This is a genomic window from Nonomuraea rhodomycinica, from assembly GCF_013363995.1.
Classification (GTDB): domain Bacteria; phylum Actinomycetota; class Actinomycetes; order Streptosporangiales; family Streptosporangiaceae; genus Nonomuraea; species Nonomuraea rhodomycinica.
Map to the genome: position 1 here is coordinate 840818 of NZ_JABWGO010000001.1, position 21508 is coordinate 862325.

The 21508-nt window shown below is 73.8% G+C and carries 17 protein-coding genes; 6 read left to right on the plus strand and 11 right to left on the minus strand.

Translation table 11 applies throughout. The features are described from left to right. Positions 1 to 92: 92 nt before the first annotated feature. The gene (locus HT134_RS03975; protein ID WP_175598854.1) at positions 93 to 1004 is read right to left on the minus strand and encodes a TIGR03619 family F420-dependent LLM class oxidoreductase; all 912 of its coding nucleotides are present in this window, start codon (positions 1002 to 1004) and stop codon (positions 93 to 95) included. 169 nt (positions 1005 to 1173) lie between these two features. Here HT134_RS03975 and HT134_RS03980 point away from each other — a divergent pair, with 169 nt between their 5' ends. The 3 genes from HT134_RS03980 to HT134_RS03990 all read left to right on the plus strand — a co-directional run bounded on the left by HT134_RS03980 (position 1174) and on the right by HT134_RS03990 (position 2858). Then, a complete protein-coding gene (locus HT134_RS03980; protein WP_175598855.1) occupies positions 1174 to 1605 on the plus strand; it encodes a hypothetical protein in 432 nt (143 codons plus the stop codon). 84 nt (positions 1606 to 1689) lie between these two features. After that, positions 1690 to 2544: a phosphotransferase gene (locus tag HT134_RS03985; RefSeq protein ID WP_175598856.1), complete on the plus strand. Its 855-nt coding sequence runs from the start codon at positions 1690 to 1692 to the stop codon at positions 2542 to 2544. 59 nt (positions 2545 to 2603) lie between these two features. Continuing rightward, on the plus strand, positions 2604 to 2858 hold the full coding sequence (locus tag HT134_RS03990) for a TFIIB-type zinc ribbon-containing protein (protein ID WP_175591454.1): 255 nt from the start codon (positions 2604 to 2606) through the stop codon (positions 2856 to 2858). Between the two features lie 115 nt (positions 2859 to 2973). Here the strand turns inward: HT134_RS03990 and HT134_RS03995 are convergent, their stop codons facing one another. After that, a complete protein-coding gene (locus tag HT134_RS03995; RefSeq protein WP_175598857.1) occupies positions 2974 to 3978 on the minus strand; it encodes a hypothetical protein in 1005 nt (334 codons plus the stop codon). Positions 3979 to 4171: 193 nt separating this feature from the next. Between HT134_RS03995 and HT134_RS04000 the strand changes: the two genes are divergently transcribed. Next, positions 4172 to 5965: an AMP-dependent synthetase/ligase gene (locus HT134_RS04000; protein ID WP_175598858.1), complete on the plus strand. Its 1794-nt coding sequence runs from the start codon at positions 4172 to 4174 to the stop codon at positions 5963 to 5965. A 37-nt stretch (positions 5966 to 6002) separates the two neighbouring features. On the opposite strand, the gene HT134_RS04005 is transcribed toward HT134_RS04000, so the two are convergent. The 3 genes from HT134_RS04005 to meaB all read right to left on the minus strand — a co-directional run bounded on the left by HT134_RS04005 (position 6003) and on the right by meaB (position 8792). Further along, a complete protein-coding gene (locus tag HT134_RS04005; protein ID WP_312887954.1) occupies positions 6003 to 7094 on the minus strand; it encodes an acyltransferase family protein in 1092 nt (363 codons plus the stop codon). After that, complete coding sequence (locus tag HT134_RS04010) at positions 7091 to 7708, minus strand: TetR/AcrR family transcriptional regulator (RefSeq protein WP_175598860.1); 618 nt, start codon at positions 7706 to 7708, stop codon at positions 7091 to 7093. The genes HT134_RS04005 and HT134_RS04010 overlap by 4 nt, the downstream gene beginning before the upstream one ends. Positions 7709 to 7832: 124 nt before the next feature. Continuing rightward, positions 7833 to 8792 carry a methylmalonyl Co-A mutase-associated GTPase MeaB gene (gene meaB, locus HT134_RS04015; RefSeq protein ID WP_175598861.1) on the minus strand — a complete coding sequence of 320 codons (960 nt, stop codon included), beginning with the start codon at positions 8790 to 8792 and terminating at the stop codon, positions 7833 to 7835. Positions 8793 to 8917: 125 nt separating this feature from the next. Here meaB and HT134_RS46705 point away from each other — a divergent pair, with 125 nt between their 5' ends. Both HT134_RS46705 and HT134_RS04025 read left to right on the plus strand, forming a co-directional pair. Beyond that, entirely contained in the window at positions 8918 to 11464 is a 2547-nt protein-coding gene (locus tag HT134_RS46705) for a serine/threonine-protein kinase (RefSeq protein ID WP_175598862.1), read from the plus strand. 138 nt (positions 11465 to 11602) lie between these two features. Continuing rightward, positions 11603 to 12166, plus strand: a complete 564-nt coding sequence (locus HT134_RS04025) for a hypothetical protein (protein WP_175598863.1) — start codon at positions 11603 to 11605, stop codon at positions 12164 to 12166. Positions 12167 to 12196: 30 nt separating this feature from the next. Here the strand turns inward: HT134_RS04025 and HT134_RS04030 are convergent, their stop codons facing one another. The 6 genes from HT134_RS04030 to HT134_RS04055 all read right to left on the minus strand — a co-directional run bounded on the left by HT134_RS04030 (position 12197) and on the right by HT134_RS04055 (position 21421). Further along, positions 12197 to 13150: an SMI1/KNR4 family protein gene (locus HT134_RS04030; RefSeq protein WP_175598864.1), complete on the minus strand. Its 954-nt coding sequence runs from the start codon at positions 13148 to 13150 to the stop codon at positions 12197 to 12199. Between the two features lie 132 nt (positions 13151 to 13282). Further along, positions 13283 to 15430 (minus strand): methylmalonyl-CoA mutase, encoded by a 2148-nt coding sequence (scpA, locus tag HT134_RS04035; RefSeq protein WP_175598865.1) that lies wholly within the window; start codon positions 15428 to 15430, stop codon positions 13283 to 13285. Then, positions 15427 to 17232: a methylmalonyl-CoA mutase subunit beta gene (locus tag HT134_RS04040; protein ID WP_175598866.1), complete on the minus strand. Its 1806-nt coding sequence runs from the start codon at positions 17230 to 17232 to the stop codon at positions 15427 to 15429. Before HT134_RS04040 ends, scpA begins: the two co-directional genes overlap by 4 nt. A 181-nt stretch (positions 17233 to 17413) precedes the next feature. Continuing rightward, on the minus strand, positions 17414 to 18142 hold the full coding sequence (locus HT134_RS04045) for a peptidoglycan recognition protein family protein (RefSeq protein ID WP_312887955.1): 729 nt from the start codon (positions 18140 to 18142) through the stop codon (positions 17414 to 17416). A gap of 172 nt (positions 18143 to 18314) precedes the next feature. Next, positions 18315 to 19400, minus strand: coding sequence for an S-methyl-5-thioribose-1-phosphate isomerase (locus HT134_RS04050; RefSeq protein WP_175598868.1), 1086 nt, complete (start codon positions 19398 to 19400; stop codon positions 18315 to 18317). Between the two features lie 158 nt (positions 19401 to 19558). Then, positions 19559 to 21421, minus strand: a complete 1863-nt coding sequence (locus HT134_RS04055; RefSeq protein ID WP_175598869.1) for a CASTOR/POLLUX-related putative ion channel — start codon at positions 21419 to 21421, stop codon at positions 19559 to 19561. Positions 21422 to 21508: the final 87 nt, after the last annotated feature.

Genomic DNA, 21508 nt, shown 5'->3' on the forward strand with positions numbered 1-21508 from the left:
CAGGCCATCGGGCGCCCGGTGACCTCGCGCGGACAGGCCCTCAGGCGCCCGGTGACCTCGGGCGCCCGGGACGGGAGGCGGCGGGAGGTGTCTCAGGCGTTCGGGGCGAGGGCCTCCAGGGCCTCCTCGGCGCGGCGCATGGCCTCCTCCGGCTCCGCGGTGACGATCTCGGGGTCGAAGTTGAGGTCGTGGAAGACCTCCGTCACGCCGCGCGCCATGAGGTCGTCCACGTCGCGCCGGATCTCCTCGTACGTGCCCGTCAGCGGCGAACGCCCACCGTCCGCCTCCTCCCTCGCCCCCGCCGGCCGCACCCGGGTGACGCCGCGGCACACGAGGCGCAGCGCCTCGGGGTCGCGGCCGGCCTCCCGGGCCGCCTCCTTGATCACGGCCACCCGCGGCGCGATGCCCGCCAGGTCCTCCCTGCTGGAGCTGATCCAGCCGTCGGCGAGCCGGCCCGCCCTGCGCAGCGCCGGCTCGGCCGCGCCGCCCAGCAGGATGGGGGGCGCGTGCTCCGGGCGCGGGTCGAGGTGGGACGCCGGGACCCGGTAGAACTCGCCCGAGTGCTCGATCACGTCCTCGGTCAGCGCCTCGCGCAGCACCTGCGTGAACTCCTCCACGCGCCGGCCGCGCCGCTCGAAGCCGACCCCCGCGGCCTCGAACTCCTCGCGCAGCCAACCCAGCCCCAGCCCCGCCGTGAGCCGCCCGCCGGACACGATCTGCAGCGAGGCGAGCTGCTTGGCCAGCACCACCGGCTGCACGTACGCGTTGATCACGGCGACGCCGAGCCTGATCGTCTCGGTGACCCCCGCCAGGTACGACAGCGTGACCACCGGGTCGTGGACGCTGCGGTACACGGGCCCCATCGGGTGGCCCACGGGGTAGAGCACCCGCTGGAACGTCCACAGCTCCGCGTAGCCGAGTCGCTCGGCCCGGGCGGCGATCCGGCGCATGTTGGCGGGTGTGGCCCAGGGGCCCGACTGCGGCACGGCGAAACCGATTCTCATGCCCTCAGTCTGGCCCACCCGAATCCCCGCACACATCCCAGCGGCACTCCGGCGCGCCGACCGCACCCTGACATGTCTTGTCAATGTCTCCTTACTGCCATGGTGCGGAGGCTCGCGCTCAACGATGATCGAGCCGACGGCTATCCATCTCGCCCCGGAAGGGAGCAGCATGACCGGCCTTCGGCGGATCTTGCCCGTGCTCGTCGCCGCGATCCTCCTGTCCCTCGCCACGGTCCCACCGGCACAGGCATCCACCACCAGGGCTCTTGCCGACGCCTATCCCTGCGGGCCCCAGTTCTGGAAGCCCGGCCCCAACGTCTACGTGCAGTTCTGCCCGGACTGGGCACCCGACGACTCGATCCCCGTCCACGCGAATCGCGATCAGACCTCACCGATCGTCGGCTACATCTACGCCCCCGGGGACGACTGGTACCAATGCGGCTACACGGGCACGCAGCAGACCGCTCACGGAGCCACCAACTACTGGTGGGCGCTGACCACGGCCGACAACGGCAGGATCGGCTGGGTGAACCAGATCTACTTCCGGGGCGGCGGCGACAACGAACCGGACGCGACCTTGAGGATCTGCCCGATCATCTGATGAGCACCTTCGCCTTCGCCTCGGGCGGTCCGGCGGGCGCGCACCGCGTGCGTTGACCGTGTTCCTGCCGAATAGTCTGTACGAGTGGATCTGCAGGGCGAACTCGGGGTCGTCGCCGCCGCGCACGGCGGCACGGGGGAGCCGGTGCTCCACCCGACCCGCACCGACGTGGTGGTGTTACGCCGGGGCGAGGTCGTGGTCAAGGCGCACTCGCGGCGCGACGACGCCGAGGCGCTGCGGCTGCGGGTGCGCGCCGCGGCCTCGGCCGCGCTGAGCGGCGTCCTGCTGCCGCCGCTGCGTCCCGACGTGCTCACGGTGGCCGGCCGCGCGGTCACGGTCTGGCCGGCGGGCGCGCCCGTCGCGCACGACGAGGTCGACACCGCGCCCTGGGAGGAGGGGGCCCGGCTGCTGGCGCGGCTGCACGCGGTGCCCCTGACGCTGGTGCCGCCGCTCCCCGAGGCGGGCGGACCGGCGCGGGCGGCCCGCGCGGTGCGCCGCATGCCGGGCGACGGCCCGGTCGAGCGGCTGCTGCGGCGGGCGTTCGCGGAGCTGCCGGAGCCCGAGCCGGTGCCCGGCCTGCTCACCCACGGCGACTGGCACCTGGGCCAGCTCGTGCGCCGCGACCGCTGGCTGCTCATCGACGTGGACGACCTCGGCGTCGGCGACCCGGCGTGGGACCTGGCCCGGCCGGCCGCCTGGTACGCCGCGGGGCTGCTCGACCCGGCCGTGTGGGAGCGGTTCCTGGGGGCGTACCTCGCCTTCGGCGGGCCGGCGCTCGGCGACGGCGCCGACCCGTGGCGGCGGCTCGACCTCCCGGCCCGCGCGGTGGCCATCCAGCTGGCCGCCGCGGCCGTGGTCAACGCCGGTCGCGAGGGCCGGGAACTCGACGAGGTCGAACAGTCGTTAGTGGAGGCGTGCAACAGAATCGTCAGAGCGTGACGGGGTTGCGCGCGGTAGGTTTTCCCTCAGAGATCCGAGGCCAAGGAGACCGACGAGAGATGCAGTGCCCCAAGTGCCGCGGCACCATGCGGACTTATGAGCGCAACGGCGTTCACATCGAGCAGTGCGACAACTGCCGGGGAATCTTCCTCGACTACGGCGAGCTGGAGACGCTGACCCGGATGGAGGCCAGCTACCACGCCGCTCCTCCGCCTCCGCCCGCGCCGGGCCCCGCCTGGGGCGCCCCGCACGGCGGCCACCACTACGGCCACCACCGTCAGCGCAGCTGGGTGGGCATGCTGTTCTCCTCCTGACGGACCGGCGAGCTGACGAGCTGACGAGCCGACGGTCGTGCCGGCGACACGGCACGACCGCGGAACGGCAAGGGCCGCGCACGAGAAGTGCGCGGCCCTTGCCGTTCCGGGGGTCTCAGCCCGGGAAGTCGTCGGGGTCCACGTCGGCGGTGCGGGCGTTGCCGCCGGCGATCGCGTGCAGCGTGATGCGCCAGTCGTGCCAGCGGATCTGGGTGGCGGTGAAGGTGGTCTTGAACTTCACCGACTTCTGGAAGCGCTCGAAGCTGCACCGGCGGGTGAAGGCGCGCGCCTTGCCGTCCCAGTCGACGCCGTGCGTGAAGTAGATCTTGTACGTGCCGTCCCGCACGCCGCTGACCTTGAACTTGGCCTTCTTGCGCACGTACACGCTGAGCACCTTGGAGCCGCCCTTGACGAGCGTGACGACCGCGTCGCTGGTGCCGCCGTTGTCGATCTGCAGCGAGCTGCGGCCGGTGAGGGAGCTCCTGCGGATGAACGAGCCGTTCTTCAGACGCCGGTTCTTCTTGCCGCCGGCCTTCACGGTGACCACGTCGGCCGGGTAGTCGCCGGCCCGCTGGAGGGCCTGGCCGGCCTGGTCGAGGGTCTTGAGCGCGCCGCCGACGTCGGTGAGCGCGGCCGAGGAGGTGCACAGGTCGTGGGCGCCGACCTTGCCCGCGGCGCCGTCCAGCGCGGCGGCGAAGTCGCGCAGGCCGGCCACGTACGCGTCGTGCTGGGAGCGCACCTGGTCGGGCGGCGTCACCGCGGCCAGCGCGGCGGCGCCGCTCTCGACGGTCTCGGCGGCCTTGCGGGCCCGCTGGCCGAGCGTCTTGACCGTGCGCGCCGCGGCCATGGAGCCGATGGCGCCGGCCATGGCCTTGCGCCGCGGCTCCAGCTCGGCCTTGTACGCGGCAGGGTCCAGCGCGGAGGCGCTGGGGGCGGCGGTCCCGGCGGGCGCAGCCGCGGTGCCGGACGGAGCGCCGGCGGAGGGGGCGGCGCCGGAGCCGCCCGCCACGCCGCTGACCACGGGCTGCCCGCCGGAGGGCCGGTCGGTGGCGGCCGAACAGGCGCCGAGCGTCAGGGTCGCCAGGGCGAGGACGCAGGAGATCATCCGGGGGGCTGCCACCTGTCACACTATCGCCCGCTTGATCCTTACCGTCAATCTCACCCCGGTCCCGGGTCCGCCCGCAGCCCTTCCCTCGTTCGCGGGCGCCCGGTGACGGCCGCGCCGGCGACGGGTGACACGAGACGATCACGAATATCGACTCCCGCCGCGCCCTCCGCCTAGAGTCGGCTGCATCACACCCAGGAGGACAGGCATGTCGAGCATTCCCTCCCTGCTGCGCGACCGGATCGCCGCCACCCCTGACGCCGAGGCGTACCGGACGCCCTCGGACGACGGCTGGACCTCACTGTCCTGGCGCGAGGTGGGCGAGCGCGTCCGCCGGCTGGCCCTCGGCCTGGCGGAGATCGGCGCGGGCCCGGGCACCCGGGTGGCCATCCTCAGCTCCACCCGCCTCGAATGGATCCTCGCCGACCTCGCCGTGCTGGCCACCGGCGCGGCCACCACCACGATCTACCCCTCCAACACGGCCGCCGAGTCGGCGTTCATCATCACCGACTCGGGCAGCGCGATCGTCATCGCCGAGGACGACGACCAGGTCGCCAAGCTGCGGTCGGTGCAGAAGGAGCTGCCCGACGTCACGCGCGTGGTCGTCATCGACGGCACGCCCAGCGACGACGGCTGGGTGGTGCCGCTCGCCTCGCTCGGCGGCGACGGTGACGGTGACGGTGACGGTGACGGCGGCCCCGCCGGTGACTACGACGCCATGGTCGACGCCATCGCCCAGGACGACCTGGCCACGCTCATCTACACCTCGGGCACGACCGGCCGGCCCAAGGGCGTGGAGCTGACCCACGACAACTGGCTCTACACCGGCGCCGCGGTCCGGGAACTGGACCTGATCTCGGGCGACGACCTGCACTTCCTGTGGCTGCCGCTGTCGCACTCGTTCGGCAAGCTGCTCCAGGTCGTGATGATCGACATCGGCGTGCCGACGGCGGTGGACGGCCGGCTCGACCGGATCGCCGAGAACCTGGGCGCGCTGAAGCCGACGTTCATGGCCGCCGCGCCGCGCATCTTCGAGAAGATCCACAACACGGTCGCCGCCACCGTCCGCAACGACGGCGGGGTCAAGCTGCGCATCTTCGAGTGGGCGCGGCGGACGGGCCTGCGGGTGGTGCGGGCGCGCCAGCGCGGCGTCGCCGTCCCGCTCACCACGCGCGTCGAGTACGCGCTGGCGGACCGGCTGGTCTTCGCCAAGCTGCGCGAGCGGTTCGGGGGCCGGATCCGCTTCTTCATCTCGGGGTCCGCGCCGCTGTCGCGCGACATCGCCGAGTTCTTCGACGCCGCCGGTCTGACGATCCTGGAGGGGTACGGCCTGACCGAGACCTCGGCGGGCAGCTTCCTCAACCGGCCGGAGACGGTGAAGTTCGGCACGGTCGGCCCGCCGCTGCCGGGCACGCGGGTGCGCATCGCCGAGGACGGCGAGGTGCTCATCGGCGGCCGGGGCGTCATGCGCGGCTACCACGGGCTGCCGGAGGAGACGGCCGCGGCGCTGGAGGACGGCTGGCTGCACACCGGCGACATCGGCGAGATCGACTCCGAGGGCCGGCTCGCGATCACCGACCGCAAGAAGGAGCTGATCAAGACCTCCGGAGGCAAGTACGTGGCGCCCACGTACCTGGAGGGCCGGATCAAGGCGGCCTGCCCGTACGTGTCGCACGTGTTCGTCCACGGCGACCGGCGCAACTACTGCACGGCGCTGGTGACGCTGGACATGGACGTGGTCAGGCCCTGGGCCGAGGCCGAGGGCCTGCCCGCCGAGGCCGAGGCGCTGCGGGAGCACCCGCGGATGCGCGAGGAGGTCGCCAAGGCCGTCGACCAGGTCAACGCGGGCGAGGCCAGCTACGCGACGGTCAAGAAGTTCGCCATCCTGAGCGAGGACTTCACCGTCGAGTCGGGCGAGCTGACGCCGAGCCTGAAGATCAGGCGCAAGGTCGTCGAGGAGCGTCACGGCGACGTCCTCGACGCCTTCTACGACGGGGCGTGAGCCCGGACGCGCCCCGGCGGCCCGTACCGGATCCCCGCTAGAGGATCCGGCGGGCGCCGGGGAGCGACCGGACGAGGTAGGCGAGCCCCCAGCACAGCGGCAGCGAGAGCACGGCCACGACGGCGAACTTGACGACCGCCGGCGCCTCCAGGCCGCGGAAGGCCAGGGCCACGGCGACGAGCACGATCGGGTGGACGATGTAGACGGTGTAGGCGTGGGCCGACAGGAACCCGCCGAGCGGTCCCTGCCGGTCGAACCGCTCCCGGAAGATCACCACGAGCCCGGCGATGACGCCGACCGCGAAGAACGACTGCCACGCCGCCGTGGCGGCCTGCGACAGCACGCCCTCGGTCGTCGCCGCCAGCGGCAGCAGCGTGGCCGCGGCGACGGCGGCGGTGACCAGACCGGCGCGGCCGGTCGCCCGCGGCAGGGTCTCGAACCAGCCTCGCCGGAACGCCACGGCCCCGGCCGCGAACATGGCGACGTACTGCGGCAGGTAGTCGGGCGAGGGCAGCCCGAGGACCGGGACGTACGTGCCCGTCGGCACCGCGAGCCGCCACACGAACGTGGCCACGCTCAGAGCGGCGGCGAACAGCGCGAGCGACCGGAGCCGCGGCGGCGCGGACGGCGCCCCCTCCGCACGCCCGTCGCGCAGGCCGCGCCACACCGCGTACGCCACCGCGAAGACGATCAGCACCTCGGCGAACCACATCGGCCCCGGGTCCCAGGTGCGCAGGTAGAACTCCGCGTACGGCACGCCCCGGCCCTGGGCCAGGTACTGCGGGAGCGTCACCAGCGGCCGCAGGAGCACGACGAAGACGAGCAGCGGGACGCCGAGCCGGAGCAGCCGGTCGCGGACGAACGCCCGCCCGCCCTTGCGGTCGAAGGAGGCGGGGGTGAAGAAGCCGGAGATGAGGAAGAAGAACCCCATGAAGAACGCCTGGTTCATCACGACGAAGATGTCGAGGGCCAGGCCGGAGGCGTCGTGGGCGGATTCGACGTAGTACCACATCGGGATGTGGCCGTAGGTCACGGCGACGTGGTGTAAGACGACGAGCGCGGTGAGGACGACGCGCAGGTTGTCCACGGCGAGGAGCCGGGTGGCGGTCCGAGGGTGTCCGGTCGTCACGAGCACGCCCTTTCGAGGAGGTCGGCGAGCTGCCTGGCGTGGGCCTCCAGGTCGTGCTCGGGGTGGGCCTGCCAGTAGGCGAACATCGCGTCGATGGCGGCCTGGTGGGTGACGGCCATGACGCGGACGTCGAAGGCGCGGAACTCGCCGCGCTCCTGCCCGTGGCGGTAGATCGACTCGAGGGCCTGGTAGAGCCCCTCGCTCGTGTGCACGCCGTAGCGGGGTTCGCCGTCGGCCGCGCGCAGGTTGTTGAAGATCTCGCCGAGCGCGGTGAGCTGGACGCGGTTGCCGCGCATGTGCTCGGCGACGGACATGACGTGCGTCCTGAGCAGGTCGGCGGCGGACTCGGCGCCCTCCATCCGGGCCAGGACGAACTCCCCGATCTGCGCGTAGACGCGGTCGACGACCTGCTCCATCAACTCCTCCTTGCCGGCGAAGTGGTAGGAGATGACGCCCTTGCTGATGCCGGCGCGCTGGGCGATCCGGGCGAGCGACGCCCGGGCGAAGCCCACCTCGGCGATCACCTCGACGGCGGCGCGCACGATCTGGTCGCGCCTCGCCTCCTCGATGAACGACCGCGCCTTCTGGCCGTCTGGCTTGATTTCTGACCGCATGGCCAAAATTTAGCACATGTGGACAGAAAGCCGGAGATCATGGGCGTGCGGAGGTGGGGGCGGAAAGGGTGGAGCAGCGCTCAGGGGGGCGCTCAGGGGGGCGCTCAGGTGGGGCGGAAAATGCTCAGGGGCGGGTGAAGGCGGCCAGGAGGCGGTCGGCGGCGAGCGACGGGGTGAGGGTGCCCGCGAGGACCTCCTTCTCCACCTCCTCGGCGATGGCCGCGACCCGGGGATCGTGGCGCAGCTCCGACAGCAGCCGGTCGCGCACCAGCGTCCACGTCCAGCCGACCTGCTGGCGGCGGCGCTTGGCGGCCAGGTCGAGGCCGTCCTGGTGCCGCAATACCTGGTCCCACAGCTCCGGCAGGCCGTCGCCGGTCAGGCCGCTGCACGTCAGCACGGGCGGCGGCACGCTGTCCGAGCGCAGCATGCGCAGCGCCCCGGCCAGCTCGCGGGCCGCCTTGCGGGCGGCGAGCGCGTGCTCGCCGTCCGCCTTGTTGACCGCGATGACGTCCGCCAGCTCCAGCACGCCCTTCTTGATGCCCTGGAGCTGGTCCCCGGTACGGGCCAGCGTCAGCAGCAGGAACGTGTCGACCATGTCGGAGACCGCCGTCTCCGACTGCCCCACGCCCACGGTCTCGACGAGCACGACGTCGTAGCCGGCCGCCTCGACGACGACCATGGCCTCCCTGGTGGCCTTGGCGACGCCGCCCAGCGTGCCGGACGCGGGCGAGGGCCGGATGAACGCGGCCGGGTCGGCCGTCAGGCGCGACATGCGGGTCTTGTCGCCGAGGATGCTGCCGCCCGTACGGGTCGAGGACGGGTCCACGGCGAGGACGGCCACCCGGTGGCCCCGGCCGGTGAGCATGGTGCCGAGGGCGTCCACGAATGTGGACTTCCCCACACCCGGCACGCCCGAGACGCCCACGCGGCAGGCCCGGCCGGACAGCGGGGTCAGCTCCACGAGCAGACGCTGGGCGAGGGCGGCGTGGTCGGGGCGGGTGGACTCGACCAGCGTGATCGCGCGGGCGATCCACGTGCGGGAGCCGTCGCGCACGCCCTTGGCGTAGTCCTCCAGCGACCGCACGAGCCCTCCCCTCCCAGCCTGCTAGGAGTTTCCCACTTGATCAGATTAACTCCCGCCAAGTCATAACTTTTGACGCTAAGGTGCAGAGCGTAGTCGTCCCAGCCGTCACAGGAGTCACTCCCCTCATGCCCCACGTCGAACCCCTGCGCGAGGGCGACCCGGCAGCGGTGGGGCCCTACCGGCTCGCCGGCCGCCTCGGCGCCGGCTCCCAGGGCGTCGTCTATCTCGCCAAGGCGCCGAACGGGGCGCCGGTGGCGGTCAAGGTCCTGCACGAGGGGCTGGCCGGCGGCGACCGCCTGGCCCGGGAGATGGCCGCCGCCCGGCAGGTCGAGCCGGTCAACGTCGCCCAGGTGCTCGACGCCTCCGTCAGCGGCCGGCCGTACCTCGTGAGCGAGTACGTGGACGGGCCGTCGCTGCAGCAGGCGGGACGCCCGACGGGCGCGGAGCTCCAGCGGCTGGCCGTCGCCACCGCCACGGCCCTCGCGGCGATCCACCGGGCGGGGCTCGCGCACCGCGACTTCAAGCCGGCCTGCGTGCTGCTGGGGTCGGGCGGGCCGCGCGTGATCGGGTTCGGCGTGACGGGCGCGCTCGACTCCAAGCTCTCCGCCACGAGCAACATCGTCGGCACTCCGGCGTACATGGCGCCCGAACAGCTCGCGGGGCAGGCGGTGGGGCCGGCGGCGGACGTGTTCGCGTGGGGCTCGGTGATCGTCTTCGCGGCCACGGGGACGCCGCCCTTCGGCGACGACTCGCTGCCCGCCGTGATCAACCGCATCCTGCGCGCCGAGCCGCGCCTCGGGGAGCTGCCGCAGTCGCTGCGCGCGGCGGTGACCCGCTGCCTGGCCAAGGACCCGGCGGCGCGTCCCGCCATGCACGAGGTGCTGCTCCACCTTCTCGGGTCTCCGGCCTCCCCCGCGTCCCCGTCGTCGTCCCCGGGGCCCCCGGGCTCCCCGGCGTTCCCGACCGCGCCGTCCCCGGGCGCAGCATCCCCGGGCGCAGCGTCCCCGGGCGCACCATTCCCGGGCGCGCCGTCCTCGACGCCGCCGCACGCCTTCCCTGCCGCGCCGCCTCCGGCCCCGGCCGGGCCGCACGTCCCGTCGGCGGGGCCGTACTCCTCGCCCGCCACGCCGTACGCCTCGCCGGTCTCGCAGTCCACGGACCCGGTCCGGCCCGCGACGGGACCGCGGGGCGCCACCTGGCCGCCCGCCGCCGGGGGCTGGGAGGACTCCCACGACTACGACTACGACACGCCCCAGCCCACCGCCGCCCCGCCCTCCCCCGGGCCCGCCCGCCCGGGGGCGCCCGGCACGCAGTCATCCGGCCCCGGGACGTTCGGAACGGGCGCGTTCGGAACGGGCGCCTTCGGAGCCGGCGCGTTCGGAACCGGCGCGTCCGGCGCGGGAGACGCGGGCGCGGGCGCGGGCGGCCGTGAGGCGGACGACGAGTGGGCGTTCGAGGACGGAGCCTCCGGCCGGGGCGCGACTGGGCCGGGCGCGGCAGGCGGCCTCGGCTCACCAGCAGCAGGCGGCCCTGGCGGGCCGGGCGGGCCGGGCGGGCATGGCGTGCCGGGCGCGGCGACCGGCGGGCACACGTTCGACTCGGGCGCTTTCGGGATGGGCGCTTTCAGCGTGGGCGCGGGCAATCGTGAGGCGTACGAGGAGCAGGTCTTCGACGCCCCGGCGTTCGGTCAGGGCGCGACCGGGCCGGTCACGGCGGGCGGACCGGGCGCGGCGGCCGGCCAGCCCTTCGACTCGGGCGCCTTCTCCCCGGACGCCCCCGGCCGCGAGGCGTTCGACGAGCGCGGCTTCACCCCCGGCGCAGGCGCCCGCGAGGCGTTCGACGAGCGGGCCTTCGCCCCGGCTGCGGGGGGCTCCGTGCATGGCGAGCAGGTGTGGCCGCCGGTCGAGCGACCCGACGACGTGCGGCACCAGGAAGGGGCGCGGCCCGAGCAGTGGGCGCGCGACGAGACGCGGCCCCCGGCGGCCGAGCCGTGGCCGGGCGGCGAGGCGCGGCCCGCGCACCCCCAGGTGGAGCAGTGGGACGAGGATCCCGCCGGCGAGCCCGCATCCGTCAGGCCGCGCGGGCGGCGCGGCAAGAAGGTGGTCATCGCCGTCGCCTCCGGCCTCACCGCGGTCGCCCTGGGCGGCGCCATCGTGTGGCTGACCCCGTCCTCCCCGCAGCCGCGGTCGCAGAGCCTGGTCAGCGCGTCGTCCGGAGCCTCCCCCAGCGCGTCGCCGACCCCGTCGCGCAAGCGGCCCACCAGGACCCGCACCCCCGCCCCGGCCGACCACGGCTCCACGGAGCCGTCCGCCACGCGCTCCGCCGAGCCCGACGGCACCGCCTCCCCCACCGCCGGGCCGGTCACGGGACGGCTCAGGCTCTCGTCCGTGCGCGCCCTCGGCACCAGGAACGGCACCTGCTGGGCCGGCGACCAGGTCACGCTCACCGCGCAGGTCGAACGCGGCGGCGAGCGGCTGCCGTTCGGTTACGTGTGGACGGTGGACGGCCGGATCACCGGCCGCGGCTCCACGGTCGTCGAGGAGGACGGCCGGCTGGCCGTGAACGCCCCGCGCGCCTTGACGGCCGACGGCGAGACCCACCTCGTCACGTTCAGGATCACCACCCCGGTGAGCCGCCAGCGTTCGCTCTCGATCACGTTCTGCCGGCCCTGAGGCAGCGGCGGGGCTCCCGGGCGCGCGTGGATCACCGTACAGGTGGATCCGCGCTCACCCCGCAGGCGGACGACGGGCGCCGTCGGGACGGCGACCATGAAGTCCGTTCACCGCAGGCTCTCGTCGAAGGACACGGACATGCTCAAGAACACTCTGCCGGCCGCGCTGGCGGCGGCGGCCGTCGCCGCCCTCACCCTGGTTCCCGCCGGCCCGGCCTCGGCCGCCACGATCGAGATCCGTCCCGGGCAGGTCTCGACCCTGAAACAGTCGAACAGCAAGTTCATGTGCCCGACGAACGAAGTGCTGATCGGCCGCGGGCACCGCGGCGACGAGAACGGCGACACCACGTTCTCCTGCGGCCGCATCTACATCGACGGTGTCCAGGTCACGGTGCTCAGGTTGGACATCTGGGGCACCACGACGGATGAGAACAACCACGACTACCACACTCCGGCGAACGAGGCCATCACCGGCATCCGGCACGACGGGGACGAGAACGGCGACACCATCTACTACAGCGGCGCGCTGTTCTGGCAGGGCAAGGCGGTGCAGATCACGCCCAGGCAGCTGGAAGGCTGGGTCAGGGAGAACAACCACGCCTCGATGGCCGGCACCAACCAGGTGATGACGGGCCGCAGGCACACCGGGGACGAGAACGGGTGGACCCAGTACGAGTACGGCTGGATCTCGTACAGCGGCTGATCACCGGAGCCCGGACGGTCACGGCGGGGCTCATGGGGTGGGCGAAGGGCGCGGCCCGCCCGCGCAGCCGGACGGCGGCGACGCGGCGGGCCGGTCGGCCCAGCGCAGCTCGCAACCCGCGGTGACCGTGGGATACCACTCGCGCAGCGGCCCGCCGGACTCCAGTGCGGCCGCGACGCCTTCCAGCAGGTCCGGGTAGGACCGCCAGCTCATCGGGCCGTCGTAGCGGAGGCGTCCGCCGCTCTTCTGGCCCACCCGGCCCGTCCGCGGGTCGATGAACAGCTCCTCGCCCCCGCCGGAGGACGCGAACGGCAGCAGGCTCCCGTGCCAGAACCCGTCATCCGGGTCGGCGTCCTCCTCCACCCCCGCCATGATCAGGTCTATGCAGTTGTAGTCGTGCAAGCTGGAGTAGCTCGACAAGCCGGCGAGGCCGAGGTCGAGGGGCAGCCGGAAACCGGCGCCGAAATTGCCGTCGGCGCCGTCGTGCCGCATCAGCGACACGTACAACGCGTCGGGGATCCTCATGCCGAGGGCGCGTTCCCATCCCTCGATGTCGCGAGGGGAGGCCGGGGCGGAGAGCTTGCGGAGCGTCGCGGAGGCGTGGGCGGCCAGCCAGCGCTCGATCGTGTCCCAGGCGGCGTTCACGCGGGCGGTCACGGCCGGGTCGGTGCCCCTCGGCGGGAGGGGGGAGCCGGACGGCGGATCCATGCCGATGTAGGCGGTGGGGCCGGGGTCGGCCGAGGGCGCGGGCTCGGCCGCCAGCAGACCGGGGCAGCCCGCCTCGCGCGCCTGCTCGGCGGTGAGCATCCCGGCACGCAGCGCGGCCTCCGCCTCGGGATCGCCGCAGTGCAGCTCCATGCCGCCGCCCCAGGAGTAGGCGCAGGTCACGACGCGGGTGTCGGCGAGCACGGCCGCGCTGCCCGAGGCACAGGCCGCGACGAGCACCGACGCGAGCGCGACGCGTAAGGCCGGAACCTTGATCATCGTCGCACCCTAGCGCGCTTCGCCTCCCGCTCGCGCTCCATCCGAACGGGCGGGAGACCCGCGGGGGGCGCGCCGGTCCGGGCGCTCCATCCGCATGGGCGGGTGCGCGGGAGGCGCGTGTCGGTCCGGGTGCTAGGCGTGCCGCTCCTGGAGGTCGCGCAGCAGGTCGAGGGCCGCGTCGGCGATCACCGTGCCCGGCGGGAAGATCGCGGCGGCCCCGGCGGCGCGCAGCTCGGCGAAGTCGTCCGGCGGGATCACCCCGCCCACCACGATCATGATGTCGGACGCGTCCAGGTCGGCCAGCGCCCGCCGGAGCGCGGGCACCAGCGTCAGGTGGCCGGCCGCCAGCGACGACACGCCGACGATGTGCACGTCGGCCTCCACCGCCTGGCGGGCCACCTCCTCCGGCGTCTGGAACAGCGGGCCGACGTCCACGTCGAAGCCCAGGTCGGCGAAGGCCGTGGCGATCACCTTCTGGCCCCGGTCGTGGCCGTCCTGCCCCATCTTGGCGACCAGGATGCGGGGGCGGCGGCCCTCGGCGCGCTCGAAGTCGGCGCACGCCCGCCGCACCCGCTCGATGTTCGCCCCCGGGCCTGCCTCATCGCGGTACACGCCGGAAATGGTACGGATCTGACCGGCGTGCCGGCCGAACACCCGCTCCAGCGCGTCGGAGATCTCCCCCACGGTGGCCTTCGCGCGGGCGGCGTCCACGGCCAGCTTGAGCAGGTTGTGGTCCAGGCCCGGCTCGGGGTTCGCGGCGGCCTTGGTCAGCGCCTCCAGCGCCCGGTTCACCGCGTCGGGGTCGCGTTCGGCCCGCAGCCGGCGCAGCTTGTCGAGCTGGCTGGCCCGTACGGCGCTGTTGTCGACCTTGAGCACCTCGATCGGCTCGTCGGCGTCGGGACGGTACTTGTTGACGCCGATGACCGGCTGGCGGCCCGAGTCGATGCGCGCCTGCGTGCGGGCCGCGGCCTCCTCGATGCGCAGCTTCGGCAGCCCCGCCTCGATGGCGCGGGCCATGCCGCCCGCGGCCTCGACCTCCTCGATGTGCGCCCAGGCGCGCGCGGCGAGGTCGTGGGTGAGGCGCTCCACGTACGCGGAGCCGCCCCACGGGTCGATGACCTTGGTCGTGCCGGACTCCTGCTGGAGGAGGATCTGCGTGTTGCGGGCGATCCGGGCGGAGAAGTCGGTGGGCAGCGCGAGGGCCTCGTCCAGCGCGTTGGTGTGCAGCGACTGCGTGTGGCCCTGGGTGGCGGCCATGGCCTCGACGCAGGTGCGGGCGACGTTGACGAAGACGTCCTGCGCGGTCAGCGACCAGCCCGACGTCTGGCAGTGCGTACGCAGCGACAGCGACTTGGGGTTCTTCGCCCCGAACCCGGACACCAGCTTCGCCCAGAGCAGCCGGGCGGCGCGCAGCTTGGCGACCTCCATGAAGAAGTTCATGCCGATGCACCAGAAGAACGACAGCCGGGGCGCGAACCGGTCGACGTCCATGCCCGCCGCGACCCCGGCCCGCAGGTACTCGACGCCGTCGGCCAGCGTGTACGCCAGCTCCAGGTCGCACGTGGCCCCGGCCTCCTGGATGTGGTAGCCGGAGATGCTGATCGAGTTGAACTTCGGCATCTTCTCGCTGGTGTAGGCGAAGATGTCGGAGATGATCCGCATGGAGGGGGCCGGCGGGTAGATGTAGGTGTTGCGGACCATGAACTCCTTGAGGATGTCGTTCTGGATGGTCCCGGCCAGCTGCTCCGGCTCCACCCCCTGCTCCTCGGCGGCCACGATGTAGAGCGCCAGGACGGGCAGCACGGCCCCGTTCATGGTCATCGACACCGACATGCGGTCCAGCGGGATCCCGTCGAACAGCTGCCGCATGTCGTAGATCGAGTCGATCGCCACCCCGGCCATGCCCACGTCGCCCTGGACGCGCGGGTGGTCGGAGTCGTAGCCGCGGTGCGTGGCCAGGTCGAAGGCCACCGACAGGCCCTTCTGCCCGGCCGCGAGGTTGCGCCGGTAGAAGGCGTTGGAGTCCTCGGCCGTGGAGAAGCCGGCGTACTGGCGGATGGTCCACGGCTGGTTGACGTACATGGTCGGGTACGGGCCGCGCAGGTACGGCGCCACGCCCGGGTAGGTGCGCAGGAAGTCGAGGCCGTCGAGGTCGGCGGCCGTGTAGAGCGGCTTGACGCCGATGCCCTCGGGCGTCTCCCAGGCGGCCCCCGCCGTCCGCGGGGAGGCGTCGGGGCGGGCCTCGCCCTCCAGCGGCACGCCGGTGAAGTCGGGGATCATCGGGCCACCTCCAGGGCGTCGAAGGTCGTGCGGAGCACGCCGAGCGCGTCGCACCCGGTGTGGAGGCAGGCGTCCACGCCGTCGTAGGAGCCCTTGCCGGCCAGCCAGACCAGCCGCGCGCCCGCCTTCCTGAGCGCCGTGGCCACGGCCTCGGCGTGCTGGGCGTACAGGCGGTCGGTCGAGCACAGGCAGGCGACGGTGGCGCCGCTGACGGCGAACGCGGTGGCGATCTGGTCGGGGTCGGTGCCCGGTCCGGCGGTCTCGGTCGCCAGCCCTCCGGCGTGGAAGAGGTTGGCGGCGAACGCCGCGCGGGCCGAGTGGGCGGCGACGGGGCCGATCGTGGCGAGGAACACCTTGGGCCGTTCGGGCAGGGCGTCGGCCAGGTCGCGCAGCTCCTCGTACTCCTGGGCGTACCGGATGACGGGCAGCCCGCCGCCGGTGTCGTGGGCGGCCGAGGCGAGCCAGGGGCCGCTCTCGCGGGCGCGGCGCGGCGGCCTCTCGCCGGGGTCGGGGTACTCGCTCACGCCCGTGATCGGGAAGCGGCGGTGCGCGACGTCGGCGGCGCGGCGCTCCCGGGTCGCGGCGACGCGCGCGGACACCAGGCCGGCCGCCCGGCCGATGCCGCCCGCCGCCTCGATCTCCTGGAACCACTCCCAGGCCCGCTCGGCCAGGTCGGCCGTGCGCCGCTCGACGTACCAGGACCCGCCGGCCGGGTCGGCCACCCGGCCAAGGCCGGCCTCCTCCAGCAGCAGCGCCTGCGTGTTGCGGGCGATGCGCCGGGAGAACGCGTCGGGCCGTCCGAGGCAGGCGTCGAACGGCTGCACGGTCACCGCGTCGGCGCCGCCCACCCCGGCGGCGAAGCAGGCCACGGTGACGCGGAGCATGTTCACGTACGGGTCGCGCGCGGTCATCATCGCGGAGCTCGTCACCGCGTGCTGGAGCTGCGCCCCGGGCGGACCGGCGGCGCCCACGCCACCGTGGAGGCCGGGGGCTCCCGTGATGCCCGTCTCGACCCCGCACAGCTCGGCGACCCGCGTCCACAGCCGGCGCGCGGCCCGCAGCTTCGCGACGGTGGCGAACTGGTCGTCGGTCGCGGCGTAGCGGAACTCCAGCTGCCCGAACGCCTCCTCGACGCCCAGCCCGGCGTCCGTGAGGGCACGCAGGTGGCTCACGCCCAGCGCGATCGAGCAGCCCAGCTCGTCGGCGTCGCCGCCCCCGGCGTCGTGGTACGGCGTGGCGTCCACGGTGATCGCCCGCAGCCCGGGATGCTCGGCGGCGCAGCGCAGGGCGAGCCGCGCGGCGGTGTCCCGGTCCTCCGCGCCGGCGCCGAGGTTGCCCCGGGCGGGGGTGCCGCGCCCGGCGGCGAGGGCGAGCAGCGCCTCGGCCGCCTCGGCGGTACGGCGCCCGGCCTGCAGGGTGATCGGCGCGAGGTCGAGGTAGACGTCCTTCAGCACCCGGCCCAGCTCGCCCGCGGGGATCGCGCCGTCGCCCACGACGAGCCAGAGCGAGGTGACGCCGTTCTCCAGGTCGGCCAGGACGGCCTCGGGGTCGGCGACGGCGTGGCGCTGCCGCACGTCCCAGCCGCCGGCGGCCCGCGCCGCGTGCTCGGCCCGGTCGAAGGGCGGCGCGGCGGGCAGGTCGTCGGCGTCGTAGAGCGGGGCGAGCGTCACCCCGTCGTAGGTGGGGCTGGACAGCGCCTCCTCCGGGTCGCCGGTCTCCGTCCCCGCCTTGCGCAGGACGGCGAGCGCGAGCGCCCGCCACTCGTCGCGGGTGGTCGCGGGGAAGCCGGCTGCCAGGTCCATGATTCGGATAGTAGGCGGAACGCCGCGAACCGGGTAACCCCAGGGGTCCCCCAGCCGGACCACCACGAGTCGCCCGGCCCGGGGGACGCTCCCCGGCGTGTCCCCCCGGCTCGCTTTCCACCCGCCGGCCCCCTTCCCCCTGCCCCGGGGAGGCCGTCCCCGGCGGGTCAGGCCCGGCAAGTCAGGAGAGAGGGGCCTCCCAGGCGAGGCGCCAGGTGACGGGGCCGACGACGCCGTCGTCCGCCACCCCCTGCTGGCGCTGGAAGCGGCGGCAGACGTCGCGCGACTGCGCGCCGTACGCGCCGTCCACGTCGAGGTCCCACCCGCGCGCCTTCATCTGCCGCTGCCAGGTGCGCACGTCCTCCCCGCGGGTCACCGGCGGATAGCGCAGCAGCCGGCCCGGGAACGGCGGCGCCTCGGGCCCGCCGCCGCCCTCCCCATTGCCCGGGTCGTCATCGCCCGGGTCATCGCCGCCGCCGTCGCCGCCCGGCCGGGGCGCTCCCGCGCGCACCCACGCGTACAGCGGCTCGCCGGGGCAGTCCGTCGCGTACCCGTCTCGGTGCCCCTTGATCTCCAGGCCGGCGTCGCCGCGCTCACGGACGTACTCGACGGCGTCGAGGATGGCGTGCAGCACGCCGTCGGGCGGCTCCACCAGCCCGGCGTTGCCGACGAGGCCGAGCACGGCGTAGTGCCCCGAGTTGAGGCCGGGGCCGTTGGCGGCGGGCAGGTGGTGCAGGCCCCGCCCCTCGAACACCTTCCTGTGCGGGCACGCCACGAACGAGTACCCGATGTCCAGCCAGCCGTTGCCGTCCTGGTGCCCCCGCTGGATCGACTGCACCAGCGACACGCAGCCGTTGTGGTCGTCGACGATGCCGGGATTGACCAGACCACCCGTGTAGTGAACTTTCACCCCCCTCGTGGAGGCGAGCTGCGTGTAGCTTCCACGGGGTGCGCGGGCACCCCAGTCACGTCGGGTCACGAGGTCGATGGCCACCGTTGCGTCTCTCCGGAGGGTCGAATGTACGGCAACCGAGCGTAACGCGGCCTATCCGGACAGATCAGTGAATTGACGATTATTCGCTTTACGGACGGATCACTCGCTTGTCGGTGACGATGGCGGTGATCAGGTCGTGCGGGGTCACGTCGAAGGCCGGGTTGACCGCGTCGGTGCCCTCCGGGGCCAGCCGCGTCCCGCGCAGCGTCACGATCTCCTCGGCGCCCCGGTCCTCGATCTCGATCCCGGCGCCCGTGGGGGTCGCGAAGTCGATCGTCGTCTCGGGCGCCACCACCACGAACGGCACACCGGCCCGCGCCGCGCCCAGCGCCAGGGCGTACGTGCCGATCTTGTTGGCGGTGTCGCCGTTGGCGGCGATGCGGTCGGCGCCCACGAGCACCGCGTCCACGTCGCCCCTCGCCAGCAGGTACGGGCCGGCGCCGTCGGCGACCAGGCGGTGCGGCGCGCCCATGCGGCCCAGCTCCCAGGCGGTGAGCCGGGCGCCCTGGAGCAGCGGCCGGGTCTCCAGCGCGAGCACCTCGGCCAGCCGGCCGCGCTCGTGCAGCGTCTGCGCCACGCCGAGCGCCGTGCCGCGCTCCACGGCCGCGAGCCCGCCGGTGTTGCAGATCGTCATGATCCGCAGCCCGCGGTCCGCGCGGTCCGGGACCGGCGGACCGGAGGAGCGCGCGCCCGGACCGGGCCCGCCCGAGCCCGGCCCACCGGAGGTGAGCACGCCCGGGGTGAGCACCTCAGAGGTGAGCACGCCCGAGGTGAGCACCTCAGAGGTGAGCACGCCCGAGGTGAGGAGGTCGGCTCCCCGTTCCCCCATGGCCAGGCAGGCCGCGATGTCCTCGTCGCGGATGCGCAGCGCGGCCTCCAGAACGGCCTCGCGGCCCTGCGCCAGCCAGGCGGCGGCCTGGTCCACGCCCCAGGCGAGGTTCACGGCGGTGGGCCGGGCGGCCCGCAGGCGGGCGACGGCCTCCGGATCGCCGCCGGACAGCACGACGCCGAGCGCGCCGGCCACGCCCAGCGCGGGCGCGCCGCGCACGGCCAGCCGCCGGATCGCGTCGATCAGCTCGTCCACGGTGGTGATCCGGAGTGCGACGCACTCGTCGGGCAGCCGCGTCTGGTCGATCAGCTCGACCGCGCCGTCCACCCAGTCAATGGTCCTCACCTTCCGCACGGTAACCGACTTCGGTCGATCCACCACTCTTCCGGCGAATACCGCGCGAATACCGCCATGTCCGGGCAGCACCCGACGTGCCGGGCTCCCGGACGCCCCGCACTCCGTTCCGCCCAGCGCAGGGGACGGTGGGGAGCGGAGCGGGCGGGTCAGCGTTCGGCGAGGACGATGACCTTGTCGCCTTCGGCGAACGTGACCGACTGCGACTTCGCCGGGTTGAGCACGATGCCGTAGTGCGGCGGCGTGTTGCGCTCGGCCGCGTGGCGGTAGCCGATCGCCGTCTCCCCGCGCCGCCGCGCCGCCTCGACGACCGTCGAGAACGTCACCTCCGTGCCCGTCTTCACGTAGTCGTCCGCGGGCCGGGGGTAGATCTCCGAGCCGTGCGAGTCGAACAGGTAGCTGAAGACGTCGGCCAGGTGGCGGTTCTCGGCGAGCTGGGCGAGGAGCAGGCCGATGACGGTGTCGCTGATGACGATGTCGTCGGCCTCGGTGACCTCGGCCAGCACGCGGTTGCTCTCGTCGTGCATCTCGCTGACGATCGAGTAGCGCTCGCCCCGGGCGGCCTGCATGTCGCGCAGCTGCAGCAGCGTCATGAGGGTGCGGGTGTCGGCGTGGTGGGGGTCGAAGCGGTCGTCCGACAGCACGATGACGTGCTGGAAGAGGCCGAGGCTGAGCGCTTCGAGCTGGTAGCGGTCGGTGGTGTCGCACTCCTTGACGTGGACCGTGAGGTTGGTCAGTCCGGTCAGGCCCTCGCCGGCCCGGGGGTGGTCGGCGGCGACCTCCAGGACCGAGCCGGGGGCGACGTAGCCGTCGAGGTAGCGGACGATGTGCTCGGCCCGGCCGTTCCAGTTGAGCACCAGCGTGCGCTCCGGCTGGAGCGCGGTGGGCGGGGCCGAGACCACGGCCTCCTCCGCGACGACGGGCTCGCCGGTGGCCGCCCGGATGTGGGAGTCGTCGTGGGCGATGACGATGACCTGGTCGTGCTCGGAGACGACGGTGTCCATGGGCGGGTTGAGCACGACGCCCGAGCGCCGGCGCAGGCCGATGACGGCGGCGGTCTCGTAGGCGTGCAGCGCCTCGCCGTACGTGCGCCCGACCAGGTCGGCGCCGGAGCGCAGGTAGATCTCGCCGCCGTCGAAGTTGAGCAGGTCCATGCAGACGACCGACATGCCCGACTGGCGGGAGGACTGGACGATGAGCCGGGAGGCGGTGTCGTCGGAGTCGACGACGTGCACCTCGCTCCCGCCGGCCAGGCGGGCGGCGGGGATGTTGCCGGAGGCGGCGATGGCGGCCACGACCGGCGGGTGCGCCCCGGCCCGCTTGGCGAGCGCGAGCAGGATCTTGATCACGTGCGCGTCGGGGTCCACGCCGTCGGGCGACAGGACGACGACGGAGCGGGCGCTCTGCAGGTTCATGAGCGTGAGGTCGCGCGGCTCGGTGGGCCGCCCGGTGCGGCACACCAGGCGGGTGCGCCCGAGCTCGACGTGCTCGCGGATCTCCTCCTCCATGTCGAGCTTGTCACGGTCGGCGAGGACGGCGATGACCGAGCCCGGCTGGCTGGCGTGCGCCTTGACCAGCTCCCCCACGATCGTGAACACCTGGTCGGACCAGCCGAGCACGACCGTGTGGCCCTTCTCCACGATGCGGGAGCGGCCCCGGCGCAGGCGGTCGACCTTCAGCTTCAGCCCGTTGGACAGCAGGCCGACGAGCATGCTGACGATGAACAGGCCGCCGAGGGACCCGGCGAACATGACGGCCATGTACGCGGTGGAGCCCTTGTCGCCGGCGACCTTGCCGGGGGTGAGGGCGTGCATGAGCGCGATCCACAGCACCTCGCCCGCGCCGCCCACGCCCTCCGGCTCGTGCGGCGCCAGCCAGAGCGTCAGCCCCGCGACCGCCACGACGAGCCCGGCCGACAGGACGCCCAGCAGGCCGACGAGCGACGCGGTCCCCCTGGACATCGTGTTGTCGAACCAGTAGCGCGCCCGCTCACGGAAGCTCACCCCAGCCACGCCGTCTTACCTCCACCATTCGCACACTTGACCGACGCAACAAGGTACAGGTGGATCGGCCCGTCCGCAGCGATACCGATGACCTGG